Source organism: Streptomyces sp. NPDC002788 (assembly GCF_053592115.1).
Window position 1 is genome coordinate 134,377 of sequence record NZ_JBSFVB010000008.1, and the last position, 26,441, is coordinate 160,817.

Consider the following 26,441-nt stretch of genomic DNA (forward strand, 5'->3'; position numbering starts at 1 on the left):
GGTTTCGGCTCCCCTGCTGGTCAGCACCCGCGGCGCGGAGTAACTTGCAGACAGGAGTGGTGATCGCGATGCGTACAGGCAGTGAACCGAGGACTGCGCGCAGTGCCCTGCGGGCGCGCTTCTGGCTGAGTGTGTGGGGGCTGATCTGGGCGCTCGTGGGGACGGTGGCGTTCGCGCTCGCGGGGAGGACGGGCTGGGCCATCGCCTGCGGAGTGCTGCTGCTGGTCGTGACGATCGACCTGGCCGTCGTCCTCAGGCACATCCGTCAGGGCCCGCACTACCAGCCAGGCCCCGACATCCCGCCCTACCAGCCGCCGGACGGCCGCCCCTGAACCAGCCGGGCCGCTCACGAGTCGAAGTGCGCCGCTTTCAGGAATTCCGGGTTCGGGTCCAGCGCTGCCGCCAGGCGGAAGTGGCGTTTCGCCTGCTCAGGACGGCCCTGCCGCTCATAGGTGCGGGCGAGCGCGAAGTGCGCGAACGCGTTGTCCGGCTCGCGCTCCAGGACGATCGAGAACTCGAGCTCCGCCGGCCTCAGCTGCGCCGCCGCGAAGAAGGCACGGGCGCGCAGCAGCCGCGCGGCGGTGTTCTCCGGGTGCGCGGCGATGACTCCGTCGAGCAGCTTCACCGCGCCCCGCGGGTCCCGCGCCGCGAGCAGCTGCTCAGCGGCACGGAAATCGATGACGTGGGTCTCCGGGGTACGTCCGGTGGAACCGCTGGTCTCGGGCACGGCAGAGTCCTTCCCTCACTGGAAGGGTTCAACGCCCCCTGGGGACGCAGCTATTCCTGACGGGGCGCCTGGGACCTGCGCACCAGCTCGGCCCACACATCCTTCACACGCTGCTCCAGCTGCGCCAGCGGCACGTCGTTGTCGATCACGATGTCCGCGATCGCGCGGCGTTCCTCGCGTGTGGCCTGGGCGGCCATCCGCGCGCGAGCGTCGTCCTTAGCCATGCCGCGCAGCCGTACGAGCCGGTCGAGCTGGGTGTCGGTGGACGCGTCGACGACGATCACGAGGTCGTACAGCGGCGCCAGGCCGTTCTCCGTGAGCAGCGGAACGTCGTGGATGACGACCGCGTCCTCGGCCGCGGCTTCCTCCAGCTCACGGGAGCGTGCGCCCACCAGGGGGTGCACGATGGAGTTGAGGGTGGCGAGCCGGTCGGCGTCGGCGAAGACGATGGAGCCGAGCCGGGGCCGGTCGAGGCTGCCGTCGGCGGCGAGGACCTCATCGCCGAAAGCGTCGACGACCGCCGCGAGACCCGGTGTCCCCGGCGCGACGACCTCCCGCGCGATGCGGTCCGCGTCGATCAGCACGGCTCCGCACTCGACGAGCAGCCGTGACACCTCACTCTTGCCGGCACCGATGCCGCCGGTCAGGCCCACCTTCAGCATGAGCCGCAGCCTAGACGCTCCGCGCGGGGGCCGCAGGGAGGGTTCGGCTGGCGCGAGCTGGTGGCTCAGTTCCGCGCGCCCCTGGGAGTGGCGCTGCGGCCCGGGAGTCAGTTGTCGCCCTCCCTTTCCGCCAGGAACTTTTCGAACTCGCGGCCGATCTCGTCGGCCGAGGGGATGTCCACCGGCTCGGCGAGCATGTTGCCGCGGGTCTCCGCGCCGGCGACGGCGTCGTACTGGTGCTCAAGGCCCTCGACGAGCGCGGTGAGGTCCTCGTCGCCTTCGCGGATCTGCCGGTCGATCTCCGTCTGGGTGCGGTGGGCGTCCGAGCGCAGGGCGTGGGCGATGCCGGGCAGGACCAGGCCGGTCGCCGCGGTGATGGTCTCCAGCACCGTCAGGGCCGCGTCCGGGTACGGCGAGCGGGCGATGTAGTGCGGGACGTGGGCGGCTACGCCGAGGACGTCGTGGCCGGCCTGGAGCAGGCGGTACTCGACGAGGGATTCGGCGCTGCCGGGCACCTGCGCCTCCTCGAAGGGGCTGCGGTGGCCCGGGACGAGATCGGTGCGGTTGCCGTGCGGGGTGAGGCCGACGGGCCGGGTGTGCGGGACGCCCATGGGGATGCCGTGGAAGTTCACGGACAGGCGGACGCCGAGCCGCTCCACAATCTGCCGCACGGCGGCGGCGAAGCGCTCCCACTCCACGTCCGGCTCGGGGCCCGACAGCAGCAGGAAGGGCGCGCCGGTGGCGTCCTGCACGAGCCGCACCTCGAGGGCGGGGTCCTCGTAGTCGCTCCAGCGGTCGCGCTTGAACGTCAGCAGCGGGCGGCGGGCGCGGTAGTCCACGAGCCGGTCGTGGTCGAAGCGGGCGACGACCTGGTGGGGCAGCGAGTCGAGCAGCCGGTCGACGATCTGGTCGCCCGTCTCGCCCGCGTCGATGTATCCGTCGAAGTGGTAGAGCATGACAAGTCCGGCCGAGTCCTGGGCGAGCGCCATGTCGACGACGGCCAGCCCCTTCGGCTCCCATGCGTACAAACCCTGCGGATCAAGCACAGTGACCGCTCCTCCTCGTGTCCGTACTCCACAACGACCTTGTGGGCGCGGGCATTCCCGCAGGAGGAGGACATGATCTTGCCGATGGGCGATTGACCTCTCCAGGGACGCGGGGAACCGCGCGACAAGCCCTCACCGGCCGGCAGCCGGCTCCGGGCAGCACTGAGGGGCCGCACCTCGAAGGTACGGCCCCTCAGCTATCGGCTAAGCCTCAGCGGCGAGCGTTCAGCTCTGGCCGCCGGCCAGCTTCTCGCGAAGCGCGGCAAGCGCCTCGTCCGAGGCCAGCGCACCGGAGTTGTCCGGGCCCTCGGAGGAGTACGAACCGCCACCACCGCCGGACGCGGCCGGAGCGGCGGCCTCGCCACCCTCGGCAGCGGCCTTCTCGTCCGCCTCGCGGGACTTGATGACCTGCGCCTGGTGCTGCTCGAAGCGCTGCTGCGCCTCGGCGTACTGGGTCTCCCAGGCCTCGCGCTGGGTCTCGTACCCCTCGAGCCAGTCGTTGGTCTCGGGGTCGAAGCCCTCGGGGTAGATGTAGTTGCCCTGGTCGTCGTAGGACGCGGCCATGCCGTAGAGGGTCGGGTCGAACTCGACCGTCGACGGGTCGGCACCGAAGGCCTCGTTGGCCTGCTTCAGCGAGAGGCTGATGCGACGGCGCTCGAGGTCGATGTCGATGACCTTGACGAAGATCTCGTCGTTGACCTGGACGACCTGCTCCGGGATCTCCACGTGGCGCTCGGCCAGCTCGGAGATGTGGACCAGACCCTCGATGCCCTCGTCCACGCGGACGAACGCACCGAACGGAACCAGCTTCGTGACCTTGCCGGGCACGACCTGGCCGATCTGGTGGGTGCGGGCGAACTGCTGCCACGGGTCTTCCTGGGTCGCCTTCAGCGACAGGGAGACGCGCTCGCGGTCCATGTCGACGTCGAGGACCTCGACCGTGACCTCCTGGCCGACCTCGACGACCTCGGAGGGGTGGTCGATGTGCTTCCAGGACAGCTCGGAGACGTGAACCAGGCCGTCGACGCCACCCAGGTCCACGAAGGCACCGAAGTTGACGATCGAGGAGACGACGCCGGAACGGACCTGACCCTTCTGGAGGGTCGTGAGGAACGTCTGGCGGACCTCGGACTGGGTCTGCTCCAGCCAGGCACGGCGGGACAGGACCACGTTGTTGCGGTTCTTGTCCAGCTCGATGATCTTGGCCTCGAGCTCCTTGCCCACGTAGGGCTGGAGGTCGCGGACGCGGCGCATCTCGACCAGGGAGGCCGGGAGGAAGCCACGGAGGCCGATGTCGAGGATGAGACCACCCTTGACGACCTCGATGACGGTACCGGTGACGATCCCGTCCTCTTCCTTGATCTTCTCGATGGTGCCCCAGGCACGCTCGTACTGGGCGCGCTTCTTCGAGAGGATCAGGCGGCCTTCCTTGTCCTCCTTCTGGAGAACAAGGGCCTCGATCTCGTCGCCGACGGCGACGACCTCGTTCGGGTCGACGTCGTGCTTGATCGAGAGCTCGCGGCTCGGGATCACACCTTCGGTCTTGTAACCGATGTCGAGCAGGACCTCGTCCCGGTCGACCTTCACGATGACGCCGTCGACGATGTCGCCGTCGTTGAAGTACTTGATCGTCTCGTCGATCGCGGCGAGGAAGGCTTCCTCGTTACCGATGTCGTTGACCGCTACCTGCGGGGTGGTTGCGGTGGTCTCGGTGCTGCTCGTCATGTGGGAAAGGGCTCCGGTACGGACATTGAAGTCGTAGGTACTGCTACGCCGGGAGCCCGTTTCGCTCTGCAGAAGCCGGACAGCCAAGGAAGCGCCACACAAAAACGGTGGCGCCTCGACAACCGAGGGGACATACATACAGATGCGAGCGCAGCCTGCTACGTCTGAGGTGCGCAGGCCCGCAGCGCAACTTGTAGCATACGGGGGCAGCCGGGCAGGGTCAATGCGCGAAGCCGCCCACCCGGGGCGGAACGCCGCATACCCGGCACAAGTCGTGTCGTCCGAGGCCGCGGGGCGCATGACGCACCCTTCGCGGAGCCTCCGGGACCGGCTGGACGGAAGAGTACGACGAGGGAGCCGATCATCCAAGAGCCCGAAGCGTCCGAACCCGAAGCCACCCGGCGTACCGCCGGGGCCGCGGAGAGCTCCCGCGCCAACCGTGGCTGGTGGGACCGCAACGCGGACGAGTACCAGACCGAGCACGGCACCTTCCTCGGCGACGACCGCTTCGTCTGGGGCCCCGAGGGCCTGGACGAGGTGGAGGCGGAGCTGCTCGGCCCGCCGGAGGAGCTGAAGGGCCGGGACGTCCTGGAGATCGGCGCCGGCGCCGCGCAGTGCTCGCGCTGGCTGACCGCCCAGGGGGCGCGCCCTGTCGCCCTGGACATCTCGCACCGGCAACTGCAGCACGCGCTGCGCATCGGCGGACCGTTCCCTCTGGTGTGCGCGGACGCCGGCGCGCTGCCCTTCGCGGACGGCTCGTTCGACCTGGCGTGCTCGGCGTACGGGGCGCTGCCCTTCGTCGCGGACCCGCGCCAGGTTCTGCGGGAGGTACGCCGGGTGCTGCGTCCCGGGGGCCGCCTCGTCTTCTCGGTGACACATCCGATCCGGTGGGCCTTCCCGGACGAGCCCGGCCCCGAGGGGCTGTCGGTGTCCGGCTCGTACTTCGACCGCACGCCCTACGTCGAGCAGGACGAGGAGGGCCGCGCGGTCTACGTCGAGCACCACCGCACCCTCGGCGACCGCGTCCGGGACGTCGTGGCGTCGGGCTTCCGGCTGGTGGACCTGGTCGAACCGGAGTGGCCGGCCTGGAACACGTCGGAGTGGGGCGGCTGGTCGCCCCTGCGCGGCAATCTGATCCCGGGCACGGCGATCTTCGTGTGCGAGCGAAGCGAGACGGGGGCACCCCCGGCCGAAGGCTGAGGGAGGGACTGACGCATCCGCGCGTGGGAGGCGTCCTCCCTGTCGTACGACTTCCCTGTCGTACGACACTGAGGGCGTGATCCGTTACGACGCCCTGGACGCCCTGCCCGTACGAGGTGCCCTGCCCGCCCTGGACGACGCCCTGGCGGGGCACGGCACCGCCGTGCTCGTGGCGCCGCCCGGCACCGGCAAGACCACCCTGGTGCCGCCGGCGCTGGCGGGACTGCTCGGGGAGGGGCCGCGGCGGCGGGTGGTCGTGGCCGAGCCGCGGCGGATCGCGGCCCGGGCGGCGGCGCGGCGGATGGCGTGGCTCCTGGGCGAGAAGGCCGGCGAGAGCGTCGGCTACACCGTGCGCGGGGAGCGGGTCGTCGGGCGGAACACGCGCGTGGAGGTCGTCACGACCGGTGTGCTGGTGCAGCGGTTGCAGCGGGACCAGGAGCTGGCCGGTGTCGACGTGGTGGTGCTCGACGAGTGCCATGAGCGGCATCTCGACGCGGACACCGCGGCGGCGTTCCTGTGGGACGTGCGGCAGACGCTGCGGCCGGAGCTGCGGCTGGTGGCCGCCTCGGCGACGACCGACGCGCAGGGGTGGGCCGCGCTGCTGGGCGGGGCGCCGGTGGTCGAGGCCCGGGGTGCCGCGTATCCGGTGGAGGTGGTGTGGGTGCCGCCGGTGCGTCCCGTCCGGCCGCCGCACGGGATGCGGGTCGATCCGGCGCTGCTGACGCATGTGGCGTCGGTGGTGCGGCGGGCGCTGGCCGAGCGCGAGGGGGACGTGCTGTGCTTCCTGCCGGGTGTGGGAGAGATCGCGCGGGTCGCGGGGCAGCTGGGGGCGCTCGGTGATGTCGAGGTGCTGCAGGTGCACGGGCGGGCGCCGGCGGCCGTGCAGGACGCGGTGCTGGTGCCCGGGGAGCGGCGGCGCGTGGTACTGGCGACGTCCGTCGCGGAGTCGTCGCTGACGGTGCCGGGGGTGCGGGTCGTCGTGGACTCCGGGCTGGCGCGTGAGCCCCGGGTTGATCACGCGCGCGGCTTGAGTGCGCTGACGACGGTGCGGGCGTCGCAGGCGGCCGGACGGCAGCGGGCGGGGCGGGCCGGGCGTGAGGCACCCGGGGCGGTGTACCGGTGCTGGGCGGAGGCAGAGGACGCGCGTCTGCCTCGCTTTCCCGCTCCCGAGATCAACGTGGCCGACCTGACGGCGTTCGCACTGCAGGTGGCGTGCTGGGGGGATCCGGACGCGTCCGGACTGGCGTTGCTGGACGCGCCGCCCCCCGGGGGCATGGCGGCTGCGCGGGGCGTTCTGACCGCGGTGGGGGCCGTGGACTGTGCGGGCAGGGCCACCGAGCGGGGTGCTGCGCTGGCTCGGTTGGGGGTTCATCCCCGGTTGGGACGGGCCTTGGTGGATTCGGTGCCGTTCGTGGGGGCTGAGCGGGCTGCGGAGGTCGTCGCGCTCTTGAGTGAGGAGGCTCCGCGGGAGTACGGCGATGATCTGGCCGGCGCCTTGCGGCGTGTTCGGCGGGGCGGTGACGCCTATTCCTCGCGGTGGCGCAGTGAGGTTCGGCGGCTGCGGGCCCTCGTTTCAGGCGTTTCCCGACCGCCCACGCGCAACGGGCCTCAGGAGGCCGAGAGGTGGGACGGCGCCTCGGAGGATCGGCAGGTGGGCCTCGTTGCGGCTCTCGCGTTTCCCGAGCGTATCGGCAGGGTGGACGGCGCGTCGTGCCTCATGGTGTCCGGGACGCGCGCCGAAATCGGCGAGGGAAGCGGGCTGCGGGGGGCGGAGTGGGTTGCCGTCGCCGTGGCGGACCGGCCTGTCGGCAAGGGGCACGCGCGCGTGCAGTCGGGGGTGGTGGTCGACGAAGGGGTCGCCCGGCTCGCCGCCGGGGCGCTGCTGGAGGAGCGGGACGAGGTGCGCTGGGACGGTGGGGACGTCGTGGCGCGGCGGGTGGAGCGGCTGGGAGCCGTGGAGCTGGCGGTGCGGTCGCTGAAGGACGCCGATCCCGCGCTGGTGCGCGGGGCGGTGCTCGACGGGCTGCGGCGGGAGGGGCTCGGCCTGCTGCGGTGGTCGGCGGAGGCCGGCGTCCTGCGGCAGCGGCTCGCGTTCCTGCGGCTGCACCACGGTGAGCCGTGGCCGGACGTCTCCGACGACGCGTTGCACGCGCGCGCGGAGGAGTGGCTGGAGCCGGAGCTGAGCAGGGCGCGGCGGCGGGCTGATCTGGCGCGGATCGATGCCGGGGAGGCGCTCACCCGGCTGCTGCCCTGGGCCTGCGGGGAGGCGGGGCGGCTCGACGAACTCGCCCCGGAGCGGATGACGGTGCCCAGCGGGTCGAGGATCCGGATCGACTACACGCGGCCCGAGCAGCCGGTGCTCGCGGTGAAGGTGCAGGAGATGTTCGGGCTCCAGGAGTCGCCACGGGTCGCCGGGGTGCCGCTGCTCGTGCATCTGCTGTCCCCGGCGGGGCGTCCGGCCGCCGTCACCGCCGATCTGGCCTCCTTCTGGCGGGACGGCTACAAGGGCGTACGGGCGGAGCTGCGCGGGCGGTATCCGAAGCATCCGTGGCCCGAGGACCCGGCCGGGGCCGAGCCGACCCGGCACACCAACGCCCGGCTCAGGCGCTGACCGGTGAGGGTGCCGGACCGGAGGTTCGTGGGTGTGCGCGCCGAAGACGTAGCACTGGGGGATCTCACACAACGACGCCCCTCCCGAAAGAGGGGCGCCGTCCGTCGTACCTGAGGGCTACGCGCTCGGACTGGCCGAGGGGCTCGGCGAGGAGGCCTGGGCCGCCGCCACGGTGAGTTCGACGGTGAGGGTCGCGCCGCCCGCGGTGTCGATGCGGAGCAGGAACGTACCGGTCGTGTCGTCCGCGTACAGCTTCGGCAGCTTCAGCAGGCCCTTCGCGTCCGTCTTCAGGCCCGTGAGGGTGCGTACGGCCTTGCCGTCGGCGTCCTTGAAGTAGGGGCCCTTGTCGTTGGCGGCCGTGTCGTCCGCCGACTTGACCAGCGTGGCGGTGGCCGCGACACCGTCGGCGACGGCGCCGTCGTACGTGGCCTTCACCTCGACCTGGTTCGCGAACTGCCCGCCCGGCGTGCAGGTCAGCGCGGCGTCACCGGTGCGGGCGAGTTGGTCGGCGGCGCGCTCGGTGACGGTGGCCGTGTAGTCGAGGCCCGCGACGGTGCGGCCGACGACGGTGGCGCGGACCGTGACGGTGCCGGTCTTCTCCCCCGCCTTCAGGGCGGGCGCGACGGCCACGCCGGAGCTGTTGGTGGCGACCGTGGCGACACTCTCGCCGCCGGTGAAGGTGGTGTCTGTGTCGCCGAGGATCGTGAAGCGGATCCGGACCTTGCCGACGGCCTTGCCGGCCTCGGTCTCGGCGCGGGTGCTGATCCGCTTGGTGAACGCGTCGCCGGCCATGGCCGTGAGCTTCGCGGTTCCGGCGTCCTCCAGGTGGTCCACCGTGTCGGTGGGCGTGGGAGGCGTCGTGGGCGGTGGGCTCGGGGTGGTGGGCGGGGTGGTGGGCGGGGTGGTGGGCGGGGTGGTGGGCGGTTTCGGTGTCATCGGGCCGTCCCCGCCGGGCTTTTCGGGCTTGGGGCCGGGCTTGGGCGTGGAGCCGCCCCCGGCCGGCGTGCCGGGCGTGCTCGGCGTGGAGGGGCTGGGGGTCGCCCCGGCTCCGTCGTCACTGCGGTTGTCGGGCAGCGTTCCGGTGCCGTCGGGGACCTCGTGGGTGCCCTTGCGGTAGTACTCCAGCCACGTCATGACGAGGTTCAGGTACTCGCGCGAGTTGTTGTAGCTGAGGATCGCCTTGTCGAGGTCGTCCTGGTCGGACAGGTCCCAGTCGAAGCGGCAGAGGTAGTGGCCGGCGGCGAGCGCGGCGTCGTAGATGTTGTTGGGGTCCTTCTTGCCGTCGCCGTTGCCGTCGCGGCCCGCCCAGGCCCAGGTGGACGGGATGAACTGCATGGGCCCGACGGCCTGGTCGTAGGTGCTGTTGCCGTCGTAGGCGCCGTTGTCGGTGTCCTTGATGAGGGCGAAGCCGTTGCCGTCGAGCTGCGGGCCGAGGATCGGCTTGATGGTGGTGCCTTCGGCGTTGACGCGGCCACCGCGGGCCTGTCCCGACTCCACCCGGCCGATGGCCGCGAGGAGTTGCCAGGGCAGGTTGCAGCCCGGCTTGGCGTCGCGCAGTGAGGCCTCGGCCTTTTTGTAGGCGTCGAGAACGGTCGCGGGGATGCCCGCCTCCGTCGTGCCCTGTCCGCTCGGGCCGGGGCCGGTGGACGGTGACGGGTTGGGGCTCTTGAGCGGAGGCAGGTCCGTGTAGTAAGGCGAGTTGCCGGTGGCACCGCCGTCGGAGGCACTCACTTCGGGTGAGGGGGTGGCGTCCGCGGCGGTCTGTCTGCCGTGGTCGTTGACGCCCGGAGCCTGGGAAGCGGACAGTGCCGCGACCGCTACTGCGGCCACGGCCGTGGTGGCCGCTCCCTTGCACAGCCTCCTGCCGAATTGCGCCGCCATAGAGTGAACCCCTCCCATGGACGCCTTGGCGTCCGATCTCCGCCTGCAGTGTTCGCCCTGTTGTGACGATCGGCCCGCCCGAGGGGTTGCCCTCCGGCGGTCACGACTCTGTTCTCTTGCGTGCTCTGCTCTTGACCGCTTTCGCGCGTTCGACGCGCTCCCCGCGCGGCGGCTCTGGCGACCCTACGACAACTTCCTTTGCTCGGGCACCCGTTCGCGCCCGTTTTTCACCAGTTGGTCATGTGCGATCGCGACGGCACCGGCGTGGCGGCGTCCCGCATACTGGGCCACTGGCCGCCGGGCTCTCCCGCCCTGCCGCAACGACCGTCGCAAGGAGCCGAGTTGCCGTTCACGCTGAGCCACGCGGTGGCCGTGCTGCCTGCCGTCCGCACCGACGGCACCGGCCGGGGCGGGCTGGTGCCCGCCGTGCTCGTGGCGGGTTCCTTCGCACCCGACATGACCTACTACGCGGCGAGTGTCCTGTCCGGGGCGATGGAGTTCGGGGACGTCACGCACTCGTTCCCGGGCGTGTTCACCATCGATGTGCTCATCGCCTGGACGCTGGTGGGGCTGTGGCTGCTGATGCGGGAACCGCTGGTGGCGCTGTTGCCGCGGGCCCGGCAGGGGCGGGTGGCCGTCCTGCTGCGGTGCGGGGTGCCACGCGCTCGGGTGAGGCCGTCGCTGGCGGTGTGGTGGTACGCGTCCGCTGCGCTCGGGGCACTGACGCATGTCCTGTGGGACGCGTTCACGCATCTCGACGGGTGGGGGGTGCGGCTGTTTCCGGTGCTGGGCCGCGAGGTGGCGGGCTCGCCGCTGTACTGGTACCTGCAGTACGGCGGTTCGGCCGTGGCCGCGGTCGTGATCGCCGTGTTCGTGGCGCGGGCGCTGCGGCGGGCGCCGGGGGGCGAGCCGACGGGGGTTCCGGGGCTGTCGGTGCGCGACCGGTGGGCGGCCGCTGCCGTGATCGGCGGTTTCGCGCTGGTGGGCGCGGTGCAGCGGGCGTCGCGGTGGTGGGCGTACTGGGGCTCGGTCGCGAAGCCGTGGGAGATCATCCCGACGGTGTGCTTCGGCGCGGGCGCGGGGCTCGTCCCTGCGCTGCTGCTGTACGCCGTGGGAGTCAGGGTGCGGCGTCCGGTTCCGGTCCCTGGGGGTCCTGCCCTCGGCGCCGATCCGGAGCCGAGCCGTCCTGCCGCTCGCTGAGGGGGCCGCCGCTCGTCGTGATGTACACGGTGATGGTGGTGTGCGCCGGGCGGGGGCGCGGGAGCAGGGTGAGGACGAGGAGCAGGTAGTCGCGGACCAGCCGGCTCCAGAGGCGGGACGCTCTGCCGGGTGCCGCTGGACTACGGGGGCGCGCCGGGGGCGGGGCCTGGGTGGGGGTGTGTCCGGTGGCGGCCGGCGGGTCGGTGAGGCCGAGGACGGCGGGTAGGTCACCGTGTCCGGCGAGGCCGAGGACGGCCGCCAGGTCGCGGGAGCCGGCGAGGCCGGGGGCGGCGGAAGGACCGTCGGCGGTGGGCACGGTGGGCCGTCGGCCGGGGGTCAGGCGCTGCCGGAGGTCCGCCGTCGCGTCGCGCAGGGCCGCGGCGAGGGTGACAGGGACACGGGCCGTACTTGCGGCGGCCTCGAACGCTTGGACCGGCGGGAGTGCCACGCCTGACGCCGTGCGGCTGAGGAGCGTGCGTATACCCATGCCCCGCATCTTTGCGACGGTCGGGGACGGGGGCGCCTTGTCGGGGGCCACGCGAGTGACGGAATCGGTGGGTGGCACAGGGGGGTGGCCCGGGCTGGGGCGGGTTCGGGGCGGGGCGAGCGCGTCGGCGGGGCGGGCGGCCCCGGGCTCAGACCGTGTTTGAGATCTGCCATGCGGCCCGCTGCCGGACGCTGTGTTCAGCAACTTTCCTCGATATAGAGGAGTGTGAGGCCGTCTGTGGAGACGAACTCATACGGGGCGTAACTAGGTATGCAGTCCGCCATGAGCCGGTCCTTGATCTGGTTCCAGGTCGCGAGCCGGTCAGTTGCGGGCACGTGGCGGAATTCTCCTCCGCCGGCTTCTCCGATGATCAGCGCATCCGCTTGGGTCGCCAGACGCTGGGTGAGCCGTCGGTGGAGCGGGCCTCGGACCTTCCGCCAGAGTTGGCCCTCGTCGTCGACGAACTCCTCACGGCCGGCGGGCGACCGCACCCATTCGACGGGCGGGTCCGGGGCCGGTGGCAACGAGGCCACTATCTCGGCCAGTGTCGCGTTGCGCAGACGCTTATTGGGCACGGCCGCATTCTTCCAAGTGTTGCGGCACGATGCCTCATGGTTCTGTGTGCCTGAGAAGGCCGTAATCCTGACCGGATGGCCGGTCCCCGCCGGGTGAGCCGGCGGACTATCACGCCGATCATGGCCCAGCGGATCATGGTCTCGGCGTGAGCGGTGTGGTGCTCGTAGTCGCGAGCCAGGCGGCGGTGGGCAGTGAGCCAGGCAAAAGTGCGCTCGACGGCCCATCGCTTGGGCTGGACCCGGAAGCCTCGCTGTCCGGGCTCCTTGCGGACGATCTCTAGGGAACGTTTGAGGGTGGTGGCCGCCCAGTCGACCAGGCGACCGGCGAAACCTTGATCGGCCCAGACCTTCAGCACGGTGGGGTGGTCCAGCCGTGTCCACAACAGGGATCGCTTGGCCCCGTCGCGGTCCTGGACACTGGCCGTCACGACGTGGACGGTCAGCAGCAGACCGAGGGTATCGGTGACGATGAACCGCTTTTGGCCCTTAACCTTCTTGCCCGCGTCGAAGCCGCGAGTCATGCTCGGGACCGTGTCGGCGGTGCGTATTGACTGGGAGTCGATCAGTCCGGCCGTGGGCTCGGCATTTCGGCCCTCGGCCTGACGAACCTGGGCACGCAGGGCGTTGTGGATGTGGGTGACAGTGCCCTCGTCGTGCCAGCGCACGAAATACCAGTACACGGTCTGCCAGGGCGGGAAGTCGTGTGGCAGCTGCCGCCAGGCGCATCCTGTGCGTACCACGTACATGATCGCGTCCACCGTCCGGCGTCGCGGATGCTTCTCCCGCCGCCCGCCCTTCGGCCCCGTCCGCGGCGCAGGCAGCAACGGCTCCACCAACGCCCACTGCTCATCGGTCAGGTCCGACGGATAACCCTGCCCAGCACCGCTCACCTCGAGATCAACGAGCACCCACGGCCAGCGGCACGACAGATCTCAAACGCGCTCTCAGGCGAGTGCCGCCGCCGGGGCGGACGCCCGAGTCGCGGCCCGGCGAGCAGGGGCCCTGTCTCAGCCCGACGGGCACTGTGGCGGGAGGACCCCGTTCGTCGCACTCCCGCCACCCCTCGAGCCGAAGCCGCCACACCCGTGAACCCGTGTGCCGGTCCACCTGGCGACCCCCACCCCGGCAGCCCGGCCCGGTGTCACAACGCTCGTGATCAATACACCTAGTGCGCGGCCGACTCCCAGTCGGCACCCACCCCCACCGACACACCCAGGGGCACCCGGAGGTGAACGGCGTTCGACATCTCGCGGCGGACGAGTTCCTCCGCGGCTGCCCGCTCCCCCGGGGCGATCTCCAGGACGATTTCGTCGTGGACCTGGAGGAGCATGCGGGAGGCGAGGCCCGCGTCTTTCAGGGCGTCGTCGACCTTGAGCATGGCGATCTTCACGATGTCGGCCGCCGTGCCCTGGATGGGGGCGTTGAGGGCCATCCGCTCGGCTGCCTCGCGGCGCTGGCGGTTGTCGCTGTTGAGGTCGGGGAGGTAGCGGCGGCGCCCGAAGAGCGTCGCCGTGTAGCCCGTCGCCCGGGCCTCGTCGACCGCGCGGCGCAGATAGTCCCGTACGCCGCCGAACCGCTCGAAGTACGCGTCCATCAGGGCGCGGGCCTCCGCCGCCTCGATGTTCAGCTGCTGGGAGAGGCCGAAGGCGGACAGTCCGTAGGCCAGGCCGTACGACATGGCCTTGATCTTGCGGCGCATCTCGGCGTCCACCGCGGTCGGCTCGACCGCGAAGACCTGGGAGGCGGCCGTGGTGTGCAGGTCCTCACCCGAGGTGAACGCCTCGATCAGGCCCGCGTCCTCGGAGAGGTGGGCCATGACGCGCAGCTCGATCTGGCTGTAATCGGCCGTCATCAGGGACTCGAAGCCCTCTCCGACGACGAAGCCACGGCGGATCGCCCGGCCCTCGTCGGTGCGGACCGGGATGTTCTGCAGGTTCGGGTCGGTCGAGGACAGGCGGCCGGTGGCGGCGACGGTCTGGTTGAACGTCGTGTGGATACGGCCGTCCGCGGCGATCGTCTTGATCAGACCTTCGACCGTGACGCGGAGCTTGGCCTGCTCGCGGTGGCGGAGCATGATCACCGGGAGCTCGTTGTCCGTCTGGGTGGCGAGCCAGGCGAGGGCGTCGGCGTCCGTGGTGTAGCCGGTCTTGGTCCGCTTGGTCTTGGGCAGGGCCAGCTCGCCGAAGAGGACTTCCTGGAGCTGCTTGGGCGAGCCCAGGTTGAACTCGTGCCCGGCTGCCGCGTGGGCCTCCTTCACCGCCTGCTGGACGGCCCCGGCGAACATCTGCTCCATGGCCTCCAGGTGGGGCCGGTCGGCCGCGATGCCGTGCCGCTCCATGCGGGCGAGCAGCGCGGACGTGGGCAGCTCCACGTCTCGCAGCAGGTCGGCGGCGCCGACGTCCGCCAGGCGGCTCTCGAAGGTCTCGCCCAGATCGAGGACGGCGCGGGCCTGGATCATCAGCGCCTCGGCCTCGGCGGCGTCGTCCGTGCCGAAGGCGAGCTGGCCGTCGGCCGCGGCGGCGGGGACCAGCTCGCGGTGCAGGTACTCCAGGGACAGCGCGTCCAGGTCGAAGGAACGGCGGCCCGGCTTGACCAGGTACGCGGCGAGCGCGGTGTCCATGCGCACGCCTTCGACGCTCCAGCCGTGCTCGGCGAAGACGCGCATGGCGCCCTTGGCGTTGTGGAAGATCTTGGGCCGGGCGGCGTCGGCGAGCCAGGCGGTGAAGGCCGTCTCGTCGGCCTCGTCCAGCTGGGAGGGGTCGAACCAGGCGGCAGGGCCGCCGAGCGCGGCGAGGGCGACCTCGGCGACCGAACCGGTGCCGAGCGCCCAGGTGTCGACCGTGGCGACGCCGAGGGGCTGGGTGCCGTGCTCGGTGAGCCAGGCGGTCAGCTCGCCGGTGCCGAGCACCGTGCCGTCCAGCTGCACGCCGTCCGAACTGATCGGGGTGGTCTCGGCCTCCTCGGCGCCGGGGTCGACGGCGAAGAGCCGCTCGCGCAGCGAGGGGTTCCTGATCTCCAGGGTGTCCAGGATCATCGCGACGGCCTTGCGGTCGTAGGCCGCCCGCTCCAGCTCGGCCACGCCCTTGGGGAGCTCGACCTGCCGCTCCAGCTCCGTGAGCCGGCGGTTGAGCTTGACGGCCTCCAGGTGGTCGCGCAGGTTCTGACCGGCCTTGCCCTTGACCTCGTCCACGCGCTCGACGAGCTCCGCGAAGGAACCGAACTGGTTGATCCACTTCGCGGCGGTCTTCTCGCCGACGCCGGGGATGCCGGGGAGGTTGTCGGAGGGGTCGCCGCGCAGCGCCGCGAAGTCCGGGTACTGCGCGGGCGTCAATGCGTACTTCTCGAACACTTTCTCCGGGGTGAAGCGGGTCAGCTCGGAGACGCCCTTGGTCGGATACAGCACCGTGGTGTGTTCGCTGACCAACTGGAAGGAGTCCCGGTCGCCGGTGACGATCAGCACCTCGAAGCCCTCGGCCTCGGCCTGTGTGGCGAGTGTGGCGATGACGTCGTCCGCCTCGAAGCCGTCCACCGCGAAGCGGACGGCGCCCATCGCGTCGAGGAGCTCGCCGATCAGCTCGACCTGGCCCTTGAACTCGTCCGGGGTCTTGGAGCGGTTCGCCTTGTACTCCGTGAACTCCTCGGACCGCCAGGTCTTGCGGGACACGTCGAAGGCGACCGCGAAGTGCGTGGGCGCCTCGTCGCGCAGCGTGTTGGCCAGCATCGACGCGAAGCCGTAGATCGCGTTCGTCGGCTGGCCCGTCGCGGTGGTGAAGTTCTCCGCGGGCAGCGCGAAGAACGCGCGGTAGGCCAGCGAGTGCCCGTCCATGAGCATCAGTCGCGGACGGCTGCCGCCGGAGGTCTTGTCGGTCGTCTTCGATGCTGTCTCTGCCACGCCCCCGATCCTGCCACGCCCCACCGACACTCGGCCCCGGCCCCGACCGCCCGGGCAGCGACGCGGGGCATCGACCCCGGCCCGCCCCGACCCGATGTCACCCCGGCGTGCGAGGATCGGAGACGTACCTCACAGCGCAGTGGAAGGGGAGCGTGCGATGGCGTCGAAGCCGCCCAAGAGTGATCCGGTCCAGGACGCGCCGCAGGTCGCCGGGCCGAAGCACGCGGCAGCGGGGCTCCCCGCGATCGGGCACACGCTGCGTATCGCCCAGCGGCAGATGGGCGTGAAGCGCACCGCGCTGACCCTGCTGAGCGTGAACCAGAAGGACGGCTTCGACTGCCCGGGCTGCGCCTGGCCGGAGCCGGAGCACCGGCACAAGGCGGAGTTCTGCGAGAACGGCGCCAAGGCCGTCGCCGAGGAGGCCACCCTGCGCCGGGTCACCCCCGAGTTCTTCGCCGCGCACCCGGTCGCCGACCTGGCCGGCCGCAGCGGCTACTGGCTGGGCCAGCAGGGGCGGCTCACCCACCCCGTGTACCTCCCCGAAGGCGGCACGCACTACGAGCCGGTCACCTGGGAGCGCGCCTTCGACATCATCGCCGAGGAGATCGCCGCCCTCGGCTCCCCGGACGAGGCCGTCTTCTACACCTCCGGCCGCACCAGCAACGAGGCCGCGTTCCTCTACCAGCTGTTCGCCCGCGAGCTCGGCACGAACAATCTGCCCGACTGCTCGAACATGTGCCACGAGTCGTCCGGCTCGGCCCTGTCGGAGACGATCGGCATCGGCAAGGGCAGCGTCCTGCTGGAGGATCTGTACAAGGCCGACCTGATCATCGTCGCCGGCCAGAACCCGGGGACGAACCACCCGCGCATGCTGTCCGCCCTGGAGAAGGCCAAGGACAACGGGGCGAGGATCATCAGCGTCAACCCGCTGCCCGAGGCGGGCCTGGAGCGCTTCAAGAACCCGCAGACCCCGCAGGGCATGCTCAAGGGCGCCGCGCTCACCGATCTGTTCCTGCAGATCCGCATCGGCGGCGACCAGGCGCTGTTCCGTCTGCTCAACAAGCTGATCCTGGAGGCGGAGGGCGCGGTCGACGAGGCGTTCGTGCGGGAGCACACGCACGGCTTCGAGGAGTTCGCCGAGGCCGCCCGCGCCGCCGACTGGGACGAGACGCTCAGGGCGACCGGCCTGACCCGGGAGGACGTCGAGAAGACCCTCGGGATGGTCCTCGCCTCCGAGCGGACCATCGTGTGCTGGGCGATGGGCCTCACCCAGCACAAGCACTCCGTGCCCACGATCAGGGAAGTGGTCAACTTCCTTCTCCTGCGCGGCAACATCGGCCGCCCGGGCGCGGGCGTGTGCCCGGTGCGCGGGCATTCGAACGTGCAGGGCGACCGCACGATGGGCATCTTCGAGCGCCCCGCCCCGGCGTTCCTGGACGCCCTGGAGAGGGAGTTCGGCTTCGCGCCGCCGCGCGAGCACGGTTACGACGTCGTACGGGCCATCCGCGCTCTGCGCGACGGCGAGGCGAAGGTCTTCTTCGCGATGGGCGGCAACTTCGTCTCGGCGTCGCCCGACACGGAGGTCACCGAGGCGGCCATGCGGCGGGCCCGGCTGACCGTGCACGTGTCGACGAAGCTGAACCGCTCGCACGCGGTCACGGGCGCGCGTGCCCTGATCCTGCCGACGCTCGGCCGCACCGAGCGCGATCTCCAGGGCAGCGGCGAGCAGTTCGTGACGGTCGAGGACTCGATGGGCATGGTGCACGCCTCCCGGGGCCGGCTGGACCCCGCGAGCCGGCACCTGCTGTCGGAGCCGGCCATCGTGTGCCGCCTGGCCCGCCGCGTGCTGGGCGAGGACAGCACCACGCCGTGGGAGGAGTTCGAGAAGGACTACGCGACGATCCGGGACCGCATCGCACGCGTGATCCCCGGTTTCGAGGACTTCAACGCGCGCGTGGCCCGCCCCGGCGGCTTCGCGCTCCCGCACGCCCCCCGCGACGAGCGCCGTTTCCCGACGGCCACCGGCAAGGCCAACTTCACCGCCGCGCCCGTGGAGTTCCCCGAGCTGCCCGAGGGGCGTCTGCTGCTGCAGACGCTGCGCTCGCACGACCAGTACAACACCACGATCTACGGCCTCGACGACCGCTACCGGGGCATCAGGAACGGCCGCCGGGTGGTGCTGGTCAACCCCGAGGACGCGCGGGCACTGAAGCTCGCGGACGGTTCCTACGTCGACCTGGTGAGCGAGTGGACGGACGGCGTGGAGCGCAGGGCGCCCGGCTTCCGGGTCGTGCACTACCCGACGGCCCGGGGATGCGCCGCCGCGTACTACCCGGAGACCAACGTGCTGGTGCCGCTGGATGCCACCGCGGACACCAGTAACACCCCGGCCAGCAAGTCCGTGGTGGTGCGTCTGGAACAATCGGCGGCCGACTGAGCGTTCGCTCAGTCACAGCAGCCGAGTGACGAGGACGAACGGAGCCGGGCCCCATGGGTGAGCAGCAGCAAGTGAAGTTCCCGCAGGAGGTCATCGACGAGTACGCGGCGCTCGGCGTGGACCTCCCGGCCCTGTTCTCCGCAGGCCACCTCGGGACCCGGATGGGCGTCCAGATCTCCGAGGCGTCGCCGGACCGGGTCGTCGGGACGATGCCGGTGGAGGGCAACACCCAGCCCTACGGGCTGCTGCACGGCGGGGCCTCCGCGGTCCTGGCCGAGACGCTCGGCTCGATCGGGTCGATGCTGCACGGCGGCAGCTCCAAGATCGCGGTCGGCGTCGACCTGAACTGCACCCACCACCGCGGCGTCCGCTCCGGTCTGGTCACCGGTGTGGCCACGCCTGTGCACCGCGGACGCTCGACCGCCACCTACGAAATCGTCATCACGGACGAGAACGGCAAAAGGGTGTGCACCGCCCGGCTGACCTGCCTGCTGCGCGACGTGAACCCCGGCGACGAGGAGCTCATCCGCGCCGCCAGCTGACGGACGTAGGGAAAACCCTGGAGGGGCGGGCGCGCTCTTGTGGCGGCCGCCCCCACGCGCTTCACTGACGCTCCACCCCCACAGGAGAAGACCCGTCCCACCCGCAGAAGGGTTTCTCTTGACCTCCGTACGCGCCTTCGCCGTCACCGCCGCGGCCTGTGCCGCGGTGCTCGCCACCGCGGTGCCGTCCTCCGCCATCAACTCCTACAACGCCACGCCCGCCCCGGAGCGCACCGAGGTCGGCGCGCTCGTGGCCACCTGGGACGACGACGGCGACCCCGCCACCCCCGACCGGGTCGACTGGGTCTGCTCCGGCACCATGATCGACACGGACACCTTCCTGACCGCCGCGCACTGCACCTCCGACTGGCCCGACAACGTGCGGTTCTCCGTGTCCCTGGACCAGGACGTGCAGTCCGGGCTCGACGCGGCGGCGAAGAAGTACCCGGGCGACCCGGCCGCACAGGCCGCCGCCGTCGCCGTCCCGGGCACCGCCCACACCCACCCCGACTACCCGGGGCCCGCCTCCGACACCCACGACATCGCCGTGATCCAACTGCCCGCTGCCCAGGTCAAAGCCCGCTGGAGCTTCACGCCGGCCACCCTGCCCACCGCGAACCAGCTCGGCAGGCTCGGCCCGCGGGGCCTGAACGACACCGACTGGCTCGTCGCCGGATACGGCACCCAGGAGGCCGTCAACGGCCCCGGCGGCCACACCCACCCCGGCGGCGGCGTCCGGATGAAGGCCCCCGTCACCTTCGACGCACTCAACGACTCCTGGGCCCGCCTTGCGATGACCGCGCCGCAGGGCAACGGAGGTGCCTGCTACGGCGACTCGGGCGGCCCCAACTTCGCCGTCATCGGCGGGCGGAACATCCTCGCCGCCACCACCATCACCGGCGACTCCCCCTGCTACGCGACCAACGTGACGTACCGCCTGGACACCCCCGGCGCCCGCACCTTCCTGTCGCCGTTCGTGAAGCTGCCGTAACCCCGCCCCGACGGCCACCGGCCGCCCCGCACGACCGGCACCCCGCCGCATCGGGCACGCCCGCAGCGGCGGGGCACCACCCCTCTTCCCCGCCCGTGCCCCATCCCCTGCCCGCGACCCCACGAGCTGCGGCCACGAGCGGTACCGAGCCCTGCCCCCCCCCGAACCCGCCGACTCACCGTCAGATCAGGGGAGTCGGGACGCCCTCGGCAGCTACGCGCGCCTCGCCGGGCCGGCCGGCAGGCCGCTGGAGTGGACATCGCCGTTTCCGACGCTCCGGAACCGCCCTCGCCGCCGGACCATCCCCTTCTCGACGTGACGCTCCGTAACGTGCGCGCAATACAACACCGCGGTTTCGTCTTCCGCCCCGCCTGCCCCCGGAACCTCTCCGATCTTGTTCGCGCCACATCCACCCCGGCAACCGCACGATCTCAGCCACGGCCAACCGGAAGTGCGCGTTCTCAGAATGCGGACTTCGGCGAAAATCCTCCAAACCCACCGAGAGGGTCCGCCGTCGCGACCTGCCTTCCACCGCGTCATAACAAGAAAGTCACAAGCCAGCCCGCGCCGCTGACCCTGCCCTTACCCCGGGCTTAGAGTCACGGCCAGTCACCGCTCCATCGGGAGTTCGGTACCAGCGCGGCACTCACCCCCCGACCAGGGCGGGGCCTGCCTGTGAAAGGACTGATTGTGCGACAGCGTTCCTTGGTGATTCTTACCTCCGTTCTCACGACCGGAGCTCTGACTCTCACCGCCTGCGGCTCCCGAGACGACAGCGGTGACAAGAGCGGAGACGGCGGCAGCGGCACGACCCTGACCATCGGCGTCGACGCCCCCCTCTCCGGTGAGAACTCCACCACCGGCCTCGGCATCCAGTACGGCGCCCAGATAGCCGTCGACGACGCCAACAAGAACAACTGGGTCCCGGGCGTGAAATTCAAGCTCCAGGCCCTGGACGACAAGGCGCAGCCCGCCACCGGCCAGTCCAACGCCACCAACCTCGTCGGCAACAAGACCGTCGTCGGCGCCGTCGGCCCGCTGAACTCCGGCGTCGCCCAGACGATGCAGCAGGTGTTCGCCTCGGCCAACATGGTCCAGATCTCCCCCGCGAACACGGCCCCCGAGCTGACCCAGGGCAAGAACTGGCAGACGGACAAGAAGCGTCCGTTCAAGACGTACTTCCGCACCGCCACCACCGACGAACTGCAGGGCAGCTTCGCGGCCGGCTACGCCTACAACGGCCTCAAGAAGAAGAAGGCCTTCGTCGTCGACGACAAGCAGACCTACGGCGCCGGCCTCGCGAAGATCTTCAACGAGCAGTTCAAGAAGCTCGGCGGCAAGGTCGTCGCCACCGACCACGTCAACACCGGCGACAAGGACTTCGGCTCCCTCGTCACGAAGATCAAGAACTCCGGCGCCGACCTGCTCTACTACGGCGGCCAGTACGACGAGTCCGCGCTGATCACCAAGCAGCTCAAGGACGCCGGCGTCAAGATCCCGCTGTTCGGCGGCGACGGCATGTTCGCCTCCACCTACATCGAGGCCGCCGGCAAGTCCTCCGAAGGCGACCTCGTCACCGCGATCGGTGTCCCCGCCGACACCCTGCCCGCGGCCAAGCAGTTCATCCAGACGTACAAGGACAAGGGTTACAAGGGCGACTACGGCGCCTACGGCGCCTACGCCTACGACGCCACCACCGCCATCATCAAGGCTGTCAAGGCCGCGGCCGACGCCAACGGCGGCAAGGTGCCCACCGACATCACCGACCTGCGCTCCAAGGTCGTCGAGGGTGTCCAGAAGTCCGACTTCGAAGGCCTCACCGGCAAGGTCTCCTTCGACGAGTACGGCGACACCACCAACAAGCAGCTGACGGTGTACCAGGTCGAGAAGGGTGCCTGGAAGGCCGTGGAGACCGGCACCGCCGACCTCCAGTAGTTCCGGCCCCCAGTACGCCGCACCACGGGCCGCGCGGAAGGAGGACCCCGACCGCGCGGCCCGTTTTCACACCCCCACCCAGCACACGACCACGCACACATCCAGTGCACACCACCACCAGCGACATGGAGGCCACGCGGTGAACACCCTGCCGCAGCAGCTGGCCAACGGGCTGCTTCTCGGCTCGATGTACGGGCTGATCGCCATCGGCTACACGATGGTGTACGGCATCGTCCAGCTCATCAACTTCGCGCACGGCGAGATCTTCATGACCGGGGCCTTCGGCGCCCTCACGGTCTACTTCTACATCCTGCCCGACGGCACCTCGATGGCCCTCGCCGTACCGGCGATGCTCCTCGGCGGCGCCCTCGTGGCCATCCTCATCGCCGTCGGGGCGGAACGGTTCGCCTACCGACCACTGCGCGGAGCACCACGCCTGGCACCGCTCATCACCGCCATCGGCCTCTCCCTGGCGCTCCAGGAGGTCGTCCGCAACTTCTACCCCGGCGCCGACCGCGCCCGCGCCTTCCCCGGCCTCGACGCCACCCACGACATCGGCTCCGTCACCATCAAGGACGCCGACATCTTCCTCATCCTCGCCGCCGTCATCTGCATGGCCGCCCTCGCCTTCTTCGTGCGCCGCAGCCGCACCGGCCGCGCCATGCAGGCCACCGCGCAGGACCCCGACACCGCGCAGCTGATGGGCATCGACACCAACCGCATCATCGTCATCGCCTTCGCCATCGGCGGCTTCTTCGCCGCCGTCGCCGCCGTCGCCTACGGACTCAAGTACGGCAACGTCGACTACCGCATGGGCTTCCTCATGGGCCTCAAGGCCTTCACCGCGGCCGTCCTCGGCGGCATCGGCAACATCTACGGGGCCATGCTCGGCGGCGTCGTCCTCGGCGTCGCCGAGACCCTCGCCTCCGCCTACATCGACGAGATCCCCGGCATGTCCCAGCTCGGCGGCCAGAGCTGGGCCAACGTGTGGGCCTTCTGCCTCCTCATCCTCGTGCTCCTCTTCAGGCCCCAGGGCCTGCTCGGCGAGCGCGTCGCGGACAGGGCGTGATCACATGACCGAGACGACCAAGACCCCCGCCCCGGACGCCACCCCCGCGCCGCCCGCCCCGCGCGGGCTCATACCGCTGCCCCTGGCGGCCGCCCGCGCCCTGCTGCTCGGCGGCGGCATCGCCACAGCGGCCTCCACCTTCCTCGCCTGGACCTGGACCTCCGAGTTCCCCGGCAAACTCACCATCAACGGCTACCCCGGCGGCCTGCAGTGGCTCACCTTCACCGCCGGGCTCGTCACCGCACTGTTCACGCTCGCCGCGTACGGCGTCCGCGGCCTCGGCTGGCTGCTGCCCGCCCGCAACAACGCACCCCTCGTGCTCACCGCACTCGGCGGATTCGCCGTCACCTGGTTCACCGTCATCGCCATCAGCGCCGAACTCGGCGGTGTGGTCAACCTCGAACCCGGTGGCTGGGTCGCGGCCGTCGCCTCCCTCCTGCCGGTCCTCGGCGCCTTCGCCCTCCCCCAGGAACGCACCGGCGCCGACGGCACCAAGGAAGCCCTCAAGGCCTACGTCGCCAAGCCCGACCGCATCCCCGCCCCCCAGGCCACCGCGCCCTGGGTCCAGCGGGCCGTGATCACCGTCGTGACGATCATCGGCCTCGGCGTCTTCACCTACGGCATCGACACCGAGTACGGCGAACTCTTCGTCGGCTACCTCTTCGTCGTCACCTTCACCCTCTGGGCGCTGCACACCGCCGGCCTCCTCGACCGCTTCTCCGCACAGGTCGCCGCCAACCGCAGCTTCACCCTCGCCATGGGCTTCGCCGCGGCCATCGCCTTCCCCTTCACCCAGACCGACGACCACTACGCCAACATCGGCGTCAACATCCTGATCTTCGGGACCGTCGCCCTCGGCCTCAACATCGTCGTCGGCCTCGCCGGACTCCTCGACCTCGGATACGTCGCCTTCCTCGGCGTCGGCGCCTACACCGCCGCCCTCGTCTCCGGCTCCGAGTTCTCCACCATCTCCGGCGTCCACCTGCCGTTCTGGGCCTCCGCCCTGGCCGGCGCCGCCGCCTCCCTCGTCTTCGGCGTCCTCATCGGCGCCCCGACCCTGCGACTGCGCGGCGACTACCTCGCCATCGTCACCCTCGGCTTCGGAGAGATCTTCCGCATCGCCGTCAACAACATGGACGGCCAGTCCGGACCCGACGTCACCAACGGCCCCAACGGCATCCCCTCCATCCCCGACCTGAAACTCTTCGGGTTCAACTTCGGCGAGGCCCACGACATCGGCGGGTTCACCCTCGGCCGCTTCGCCAACTACTACCTGCTGATGGTCCTCATCATGGCCATCGTCGTCCTGGTCTACACCCGTGCCGCCGACTCCCGCATCGGCCGCTCCTGGATCGCCATCCGCGAGGACGAGACCGCCGCCACCGCCATGGGCATCAACGGCTTCCGCGTCAAGCTCATCGCCTTCGCCCTCGGCGCCGCCCTCGCCGGCCTCGCCGGCACCGTCAGCGCCCACGTCACCTACAGCGTGGTCCCCACGCCGTACCAGTTCGCCGGCTCCACCCCGCCCAACTCCGCGTTCCTCCTGGCCGCGGTCGTCCTCGGCGGCATGGGCACCGTCGCCGGCCCGCTCCTCGGCGCGGCCCTGCTCTACCTCCTCCCCGAGAAGCTCGTCTTCCTCCAGGAGAAGTCGCTCCTCGCCTTCGGCATCGCGCTCATCCTGCTGATGCGCTTCCGCCCCGAAGGCATCATCGCCAACCGCCGGCGCCAGCTCGAGTTCCACGAGACCGGCCAACTCAACGTACCTAAACAGACCACGCTGACCGACGAACCGGCCGTCACCAAGGCGGGGGCGTAACCATCATGACGACACCTGTACTCGAAGCCCGCGACGTCACGATGCGCTTCGGCGGCCTCACCGCCGTCCGCTCCGTCGACTTCACGGTCAACGCCGGCGAGATCGTCGGCCTCATCGGCCCCAACGGCGCCGGCAAGACCACCTTCTTCAACTGCCTGACCGGCCTGTACGTCCCCACCGAGGGCACCGTCTCCTACAAGGGCACCGTCCTCCCCCCGAAGCCCCACCTGGTCACCCAGGCCGGCATCGCCCGCACCTTCCAGAACATCCGCCTGTTCGCCAACATGACGGTCCTGGAGAACGTCCTCGTCGGCCGCCACACACGGACCAAGGAAGGACTGTGGTCGGCCCTCCTGCGCGGCCCAGGCTTCAAGAAGGCCGAACGCGCCAGCGAGGAACGCGCCATGGAACTCCTCGAGTTCATCGGCCTCGCCCACAAGCGCGACCACCTCGCCCGCAACCTCCCCTACGGCGAGCAGCGCAAGCTGGAGATCGCCCGCGCCATGGCCTCCGAGCCCGGCCTGCTGCTCCTCGACGAGCCCACCGCCGGCATGAACCCCCAGGAGACCCGGGCCGCCGAGGAACTCGTCTTCGCCATCCGCGACAAGGGCATCGCCGTCCTCCTCATCGAGCACGACATGCGCTTCGTCTTCAACCTCTCCGACCGCGTCGCCGTCCTCGTCCAGGGCGAGAAGCTCGTCGAAGGCACCCCCCAGGTCGTCCAGGCCGACGAACGGGTCGTCGCCGCCTACCTCGGCGAACCCTTCGAAGGCGACCCCGGAGAGGCCGAAGCCGCCGAGGTCGAGGCCGCCGAAGCCGCAGCCGAAGCGACCAGCACCACCAGCAGCACCAAGGGAGAAGCCAAGTGACCGCACTCCTCGAAGTCGAGGACCTCCGGGTCTCCTACGGCAAGATCGAAGCCGTCAAAGGCATCTCCTTCAGCGTCGAGGCCGGCCAGGTCGTCACCCTCATCGGCACCAACGGCGCCGGCAAGACGACCACCCTGCGCACGCTGTCCGGCCTGCTGAAGCCGACGTCCGGGAAGATCGTCTTCGACGGCAAGCCCCTGAGTGGGATCCCCGCCCACAAGATCGTCTCCCTCGGCCTCGCCCACTCCCCCGAAGGCCGGCACATCTTCCCCCGCCTCACCATCGCGGAGAACCTCCAACTCGGAGCGTTCCTCCGCAAGGACAAGGACGGCATCGAGAAGGACATCCAACGCGCCTACGACCTCTTCCCCATCCTCGGGGAACGCCGCAAGCAGGCAGCCGGAACCCTCTCCGGCGGCGAACAGCAGATGCTCGCCATGGGCCGCGCCCTGATGTCCCAGCCCAAGCTGCTCATGCTCGACGAGCCCTCCATGGGCCTCTCCCCGATCATGATGCAGAAGATCATGGCGACGATCTCGGAGCTGAAGTCCCAGGGCACGACGATCCTCCTCGTCGAACAGAACGCCCAGGCCGCGCTCTCCCTCGCCGACCAGGGCCACGTCATGGAGGTCGGCAACATCGTCCTCTCCGGTACGGGGCAGGACCTGCTGCACGACGAGTCGGTACGGAAGGCCTACCTGGGCGAGGACTGAGGCCCCGGCCGCACACGAAGAGGCCCGCTCCCCTTCCGTTCGGAAGGGGAGCGGGCCTCCCGG

At 70.8% G+C, this 26,441-nt stretch carries 21 protein-coding genes; 12 read left to right on the forward strand and 9 right to left on the reverse strand.

Annotation, left to right across the window (positions count from 1 at the left end):
- Nucleotides 1-68 precede the first annotated feature (68 nt).
- A complete protein-coding gene (locus ACWD1U_RS16945; protein WP_451108206.1) occupies nucleotides 69-332 on the forward strand; it encodes a DUF6343 family protein in 264 nt (87 codons plus the stop codon).
- A 14-nt stretch (nucleotides 333-346) separates the two neighbouring features.
- Here the strand turns inward: ACWD1U_RS16945 and ACWD1U_RS16950 are convergent, their stop codons facing one another.
- From ACWD1U_RS16950 to rpsA, 4 genes are all read right to left on the reverse strand, one after another.
- Nucleotides 347-727 (reverse strand): tetratricopeptide repeat protein, encoded by a 381-nt coding sequence (locus tag ACWD1U_RS16950; RefSeq protein ID WP_451108208.1) that lies wholly within the window; start codon nucleotides 725-727, stop codon nucleotides 347-349.
- A 50-nt stretch (nucleotides 728-777) separates the two neighbouring features.
- Nucleotides 778-1,389 carry a dephospho-CoA kinase gene (gene coaE / locus ACWD1U_RS16955; protein WP_451108210.1) on the reverse strand — a complete coding sequence of 204 codons (612 nt, stop codon included), beginning with the start codon at nucleotides 1,387-1,389 and terminating at the stop codon, nucleotides 778-780.
- 107 nt (nucleotides 1,390-1,496) lie between these two features.
- Nucleotides 1,497-2,435 carry a PAC2 family protein gene (locus ACWD1U_RS16960; RefSeq protein ID WP_451108211.1) on the reverse strand — a complete coding sequence of 313 codons (939 nt, stop codon included), beginning with the start codon at nucleotides 2,433-2,435 and terminating at the stop codon, nucleotides 1,497-1,499.
- Nucleotides 2,436-2,660: 225 nt separating this feature from the next.
- Entirely contained in the window at nucleotides 2,661-4,160 is a 1,500-nt protein-coding gene (rpsA, locus tag ACWD1U_RS16965) for a 30S ribosomal protein S1 (protein ID WP_306967837.1), read from the reverse strand.
- 360 nt (nucleotides 4,161-4,520) lie between these two features.
- On the opposite strand from rpsA, the gene ACWD1U_RS16970 reads away from it, so the two are divergent.
- The gene (locus ACWD1U_RS16970) at nucleotides 4,521-5,360 is read left to right on the forward strand and encodes a class I SAM-dependent methyltransferase (protein WP_451108491.1); all 840 of its coding nucleotides are present in this window, start codon (nucleotides 4,521-4,523) and stop codon (nucleotides 5,358-5,360) included.
- Between the two features lie 76 nt (nucleotides 5,361-5,436).
- Nucleotides 5,437-7,971 (forward strand): ATP-dependent helicase HrpB, encoded by a 2,535-nt coding sequence (gene hrpB / locus ACWD1U_RS16975; protein WP_451108213.1) that lies wholly within the window; start codon nucleotides 5,437-5,439, stop codon nucleotides 7,969-7,971.
- Nucleotides 7,972-8,088: 117 nt separating this feature from the next.
- Here hrpB and ACWD1U_RS16980 read toward each other — a convergent pair whose 3' ends face one another.
- Nucleotides 8,089-9,852 (reverse strand): lytic transglycosylase domain-containing protein, encoded by a 1,764-nt coding sequence (locus ACWD1U_RS16980; protein ID WP_451108215.1) that lies wholly within the window; start codon nucleotides 9,850-9,852, stop codon nucleotides 8,089-8,091.
- A gap of 342 nt (nucleotides 9,853-10,194) precedes the next feature.
- On the opposite strand from ACWD1U_RS16980, the gene ACWD1U_RS16985 reads away from it, so the two are divergent.
- Nucleotides 10,195-11,052, forward strand: a complete 858-nt coding sequence (locus ACWD1U_RS16985) for a DUF4184 family protein (protein ID WP_451108217.1) — start codon at nucleotides 10,195-10,197, stop codon at nucleotides 11,050-11,052.
- Here the strand turns inward: ACWD1U_RS16985 and ACWD1U_RS16990 are convergent.
- The 4 genes from ACWD1U_RS16990 to polA form a co-directional block, all read right to left on the reverse strand.
- Complete coding sequence (locus ACWD1U_RS16990; RefSeq protein WP_451108218.1) at nucleotides 10,970-11,539, reverse strand: hypothetical protein; 570 nt, start codon at nucleotides 11,537-11,539, stop codon at nucleotides 10,970-10,972. The genes ACWD1U_RS16985 and ACWD1U_RS16990 overlap by 83 nt on opposite strands.
- A 197-nt stretch (nucleotides 11,540-11,736) precedes the next feature.
- Entirely contained in the window at nucleotides 11,737-12,114 is a 378-nt protein-coding gene (locus ACWD1U_RS16995; RefSeq protein WP_451108220.1) for a hypothetical protein, read from the reverse strand.
- On the reverse strand, nucleotides 12,072-13,043 hold the full coding sequence (locus ACWD1U_RS17000) for an IS5 family transposase (protein WP_451108493.1): 972 nt from the start codon (nucleotides 13,041-13,043) through the stop codon (nucleotides 12,072-12,074). Before ACWD1U_RS17000 ends, ACWD1U_RS16995 begins: the two co-directional genes overlap by 43 nt.
- A 236-nt stretch (nucleotides 13,044-13,279) precedes the next feature.
- Nucleotides 13,280-16,006: a DNA polymerase I gene (polA, locus tag ACWD1U_RS17005; protein WP_451108222.1), complete on the reverse strand. Its 2,727-nt coding sequence runs from the start codon at nucleotides 16,004-16,006 to the stop codon at nucleotides 13,280-13,282.
- 157 nt (nucleotides 16,007-16,163) lie between these two features.
- Between polA and ACWD1U_RS17010 the strand changes: the two genes are divergently transcribed.
- The 8 genes from ACWD1U_RS17010 to ACWD1U_RS17045 all read left to right on the forward strand — a co-directional run bounded on the left by ACWD1U_RS17010 (nucleotide 16,164) and on the right by ACWD1U_RS17045 (nucleotide 26,378).
- Complete coding sequence (locus tag ACWD1U_RS17010; protein ID WP_451108223.1) at nucleotides 16,164-18,443, forward strand: FdhF/YdeP family oxidoreductase; 2,280 nt, start codon at nucleotides 16,164-16,166, stop codon at nucleotides 18,441-18,443.
- A gap of 53 nt (nucleotides 18,444-18,496) precedes the next feature.
- Nucleotides 18,497-18,985, forward strand: a complete 489-nt coding sequence (locus ACWD1U_RS17015) for a PaaI family thioesterase (RefSeq protein WP_451108224.1) — start codon at nucleotides 18,497-18,499, stop codon at nucleotides 18,983-18,985.
- Between the two features lie 118 nt (nucleotides 18,986-19,103).
- A complete protein-coding gene (locus tag ACWD1U_RS17020) occupies nucleotides 19,104-19,976 on the forward strand; it encodes a trypsin-like serine protease (RefSeq protein ID WP_451108226.1) in 873 nt (290 codons plus the stop codon).
- A gap of 705 nt (nucleotides 19,977-20,681) precedes the next feature.
- Nucleotides 20,682-21,911 carry a branched-chain amino acid ABC transporter substrate-binding protein gene (locus tag ACWD1U_RS17025; RefSeq protein WP_451108494.1) on the forward strand — a complete coding sequence of 410 codons (1,230 nt, stop codon included), beginning with the start codon at nucleotides 20,682-20,684 and terminating at the stop codon, nucleotides 21,909-21,911.
- 139 nt (nucleotides 21,912-22,050) lie between these two features.
- Nucleotides 22,051-22,980 carry a branched-chain amino acid ABC transporter permease gene (locus ACWD1U_RS17030; RefSeq protein WP_451108228.1) on the forward strand — a complete coding sequence of 310 codons (930 nt, stop codon included), beginning with the start codon at nucleotides 22,051-22,053 and terminating at the stop codon, nucleotides 22,978-22,980.
- 4 nt (nucleotides 22,981-22,984) lie between these two features.
- Entirely contained in the window at nucleotides 22,985-24,796 is a 1,812-nt protein-coding gene (locus tag ACWD1U_RS17035) for a branched-chain amino acid ABC transporter permease (RefSeq protein ID WP_451108229.1), read from the forward strand.
- A 5-nt stretch (nucleotides 24,797-24,801) separates the two neighbouring features.
- Nucleotides 24,802-25,665: an ABC transporter ATP-binding protein gene (locus ACWD1U_RS17040; protein ID WP_451108231.1), complete on the forward strand. Its 864-nt coding sequence runs from the start codon at nucleotides 24,802-24,804 to the stop codon at nucleotides 25,663-25,665.
- The gene (locus tag ACWD1U_RS17045; protein WP_451108233.1) at nucleotides 25,662-26,378 is read left to right on the forward strand and encodes an ABC transporter ATP-binding protein; all 717 of its coding nucleotides are present in this window, start codon (nucleotides 25,662-25,664) and stop codon (nucleotides 26,376-26,378) included. Before ACWD1U_RS17040 ends, ACWD1U_RS17045 begins: the two co-directional genes overlap by 4 nt.
- Nucleotides 26,379-26,441 lie beyond the last annotated feature (63 nt).

Coding starts and splice junctions, on each gene's coding strand:
- coaE (WP_451108210.1), bottom strand. CDS start 1,389: ATGCTGAAGGTGGGCCTGACCGGCGGCATCGGTGCCGGCAAGAGTGAG.
- ACWD1U_RS17035 (WP_451108229.1), top strand. CDS start 22,985: ATGACCGAGACGACCAAGACCCCCGCCCCGGACGCCACCCCCGCGCCG.
- rpsA (WP_306967837.1), bottom strand. CDS start 4,160: ATGACGAGCAGCACCGAGACCACCGCAACCACCCCGCAGGTAGCGGTC.
- ACWD1U_RS17010 (WP_451108223.1), top strand. CDS start 16,164: ATGGCGTCGAAGCCGCCCAAGAGTGATCCGGTCCAGGACGCGCCGCAG.
- ACWD1U_RS16945 (WP_451108206.1), top strand. CDS start 69: ATGCGTACAGGCAGTGAACCGAGGACTGCGCGCAGTGCCCTGCGGGCG.
- ACWD1U_RS17015 (WP_451108224.1), top strand. CDS start 18,497: ATGGGTGAGCAGCAGCAAGTGAAGTTCCCGCAGGAGGTCATCGACGAG.
- ACWD1U_RS16990 (WP_451108218.1), bottom strand. CDS start 11,539: ATGGGTATACGCACGCTCCTCAGCCGCACGGCGTCAGGCGTGGCACTC.
- ACWD1U_RS16980 (WP_451108215.1), bottom strand. CDS start 9,852: ATGGCGGCGCAATTCGGCAGGAGGCTGTGCAAGGGAGCGGCCACCACG.
- ACWD1U_RS17040 (WP_451108231.1), top strand. CDS start 24,802: ATGACGACACCTGTACTCGAAGCCCGCGACGTCACGATGCGCTTCGGC.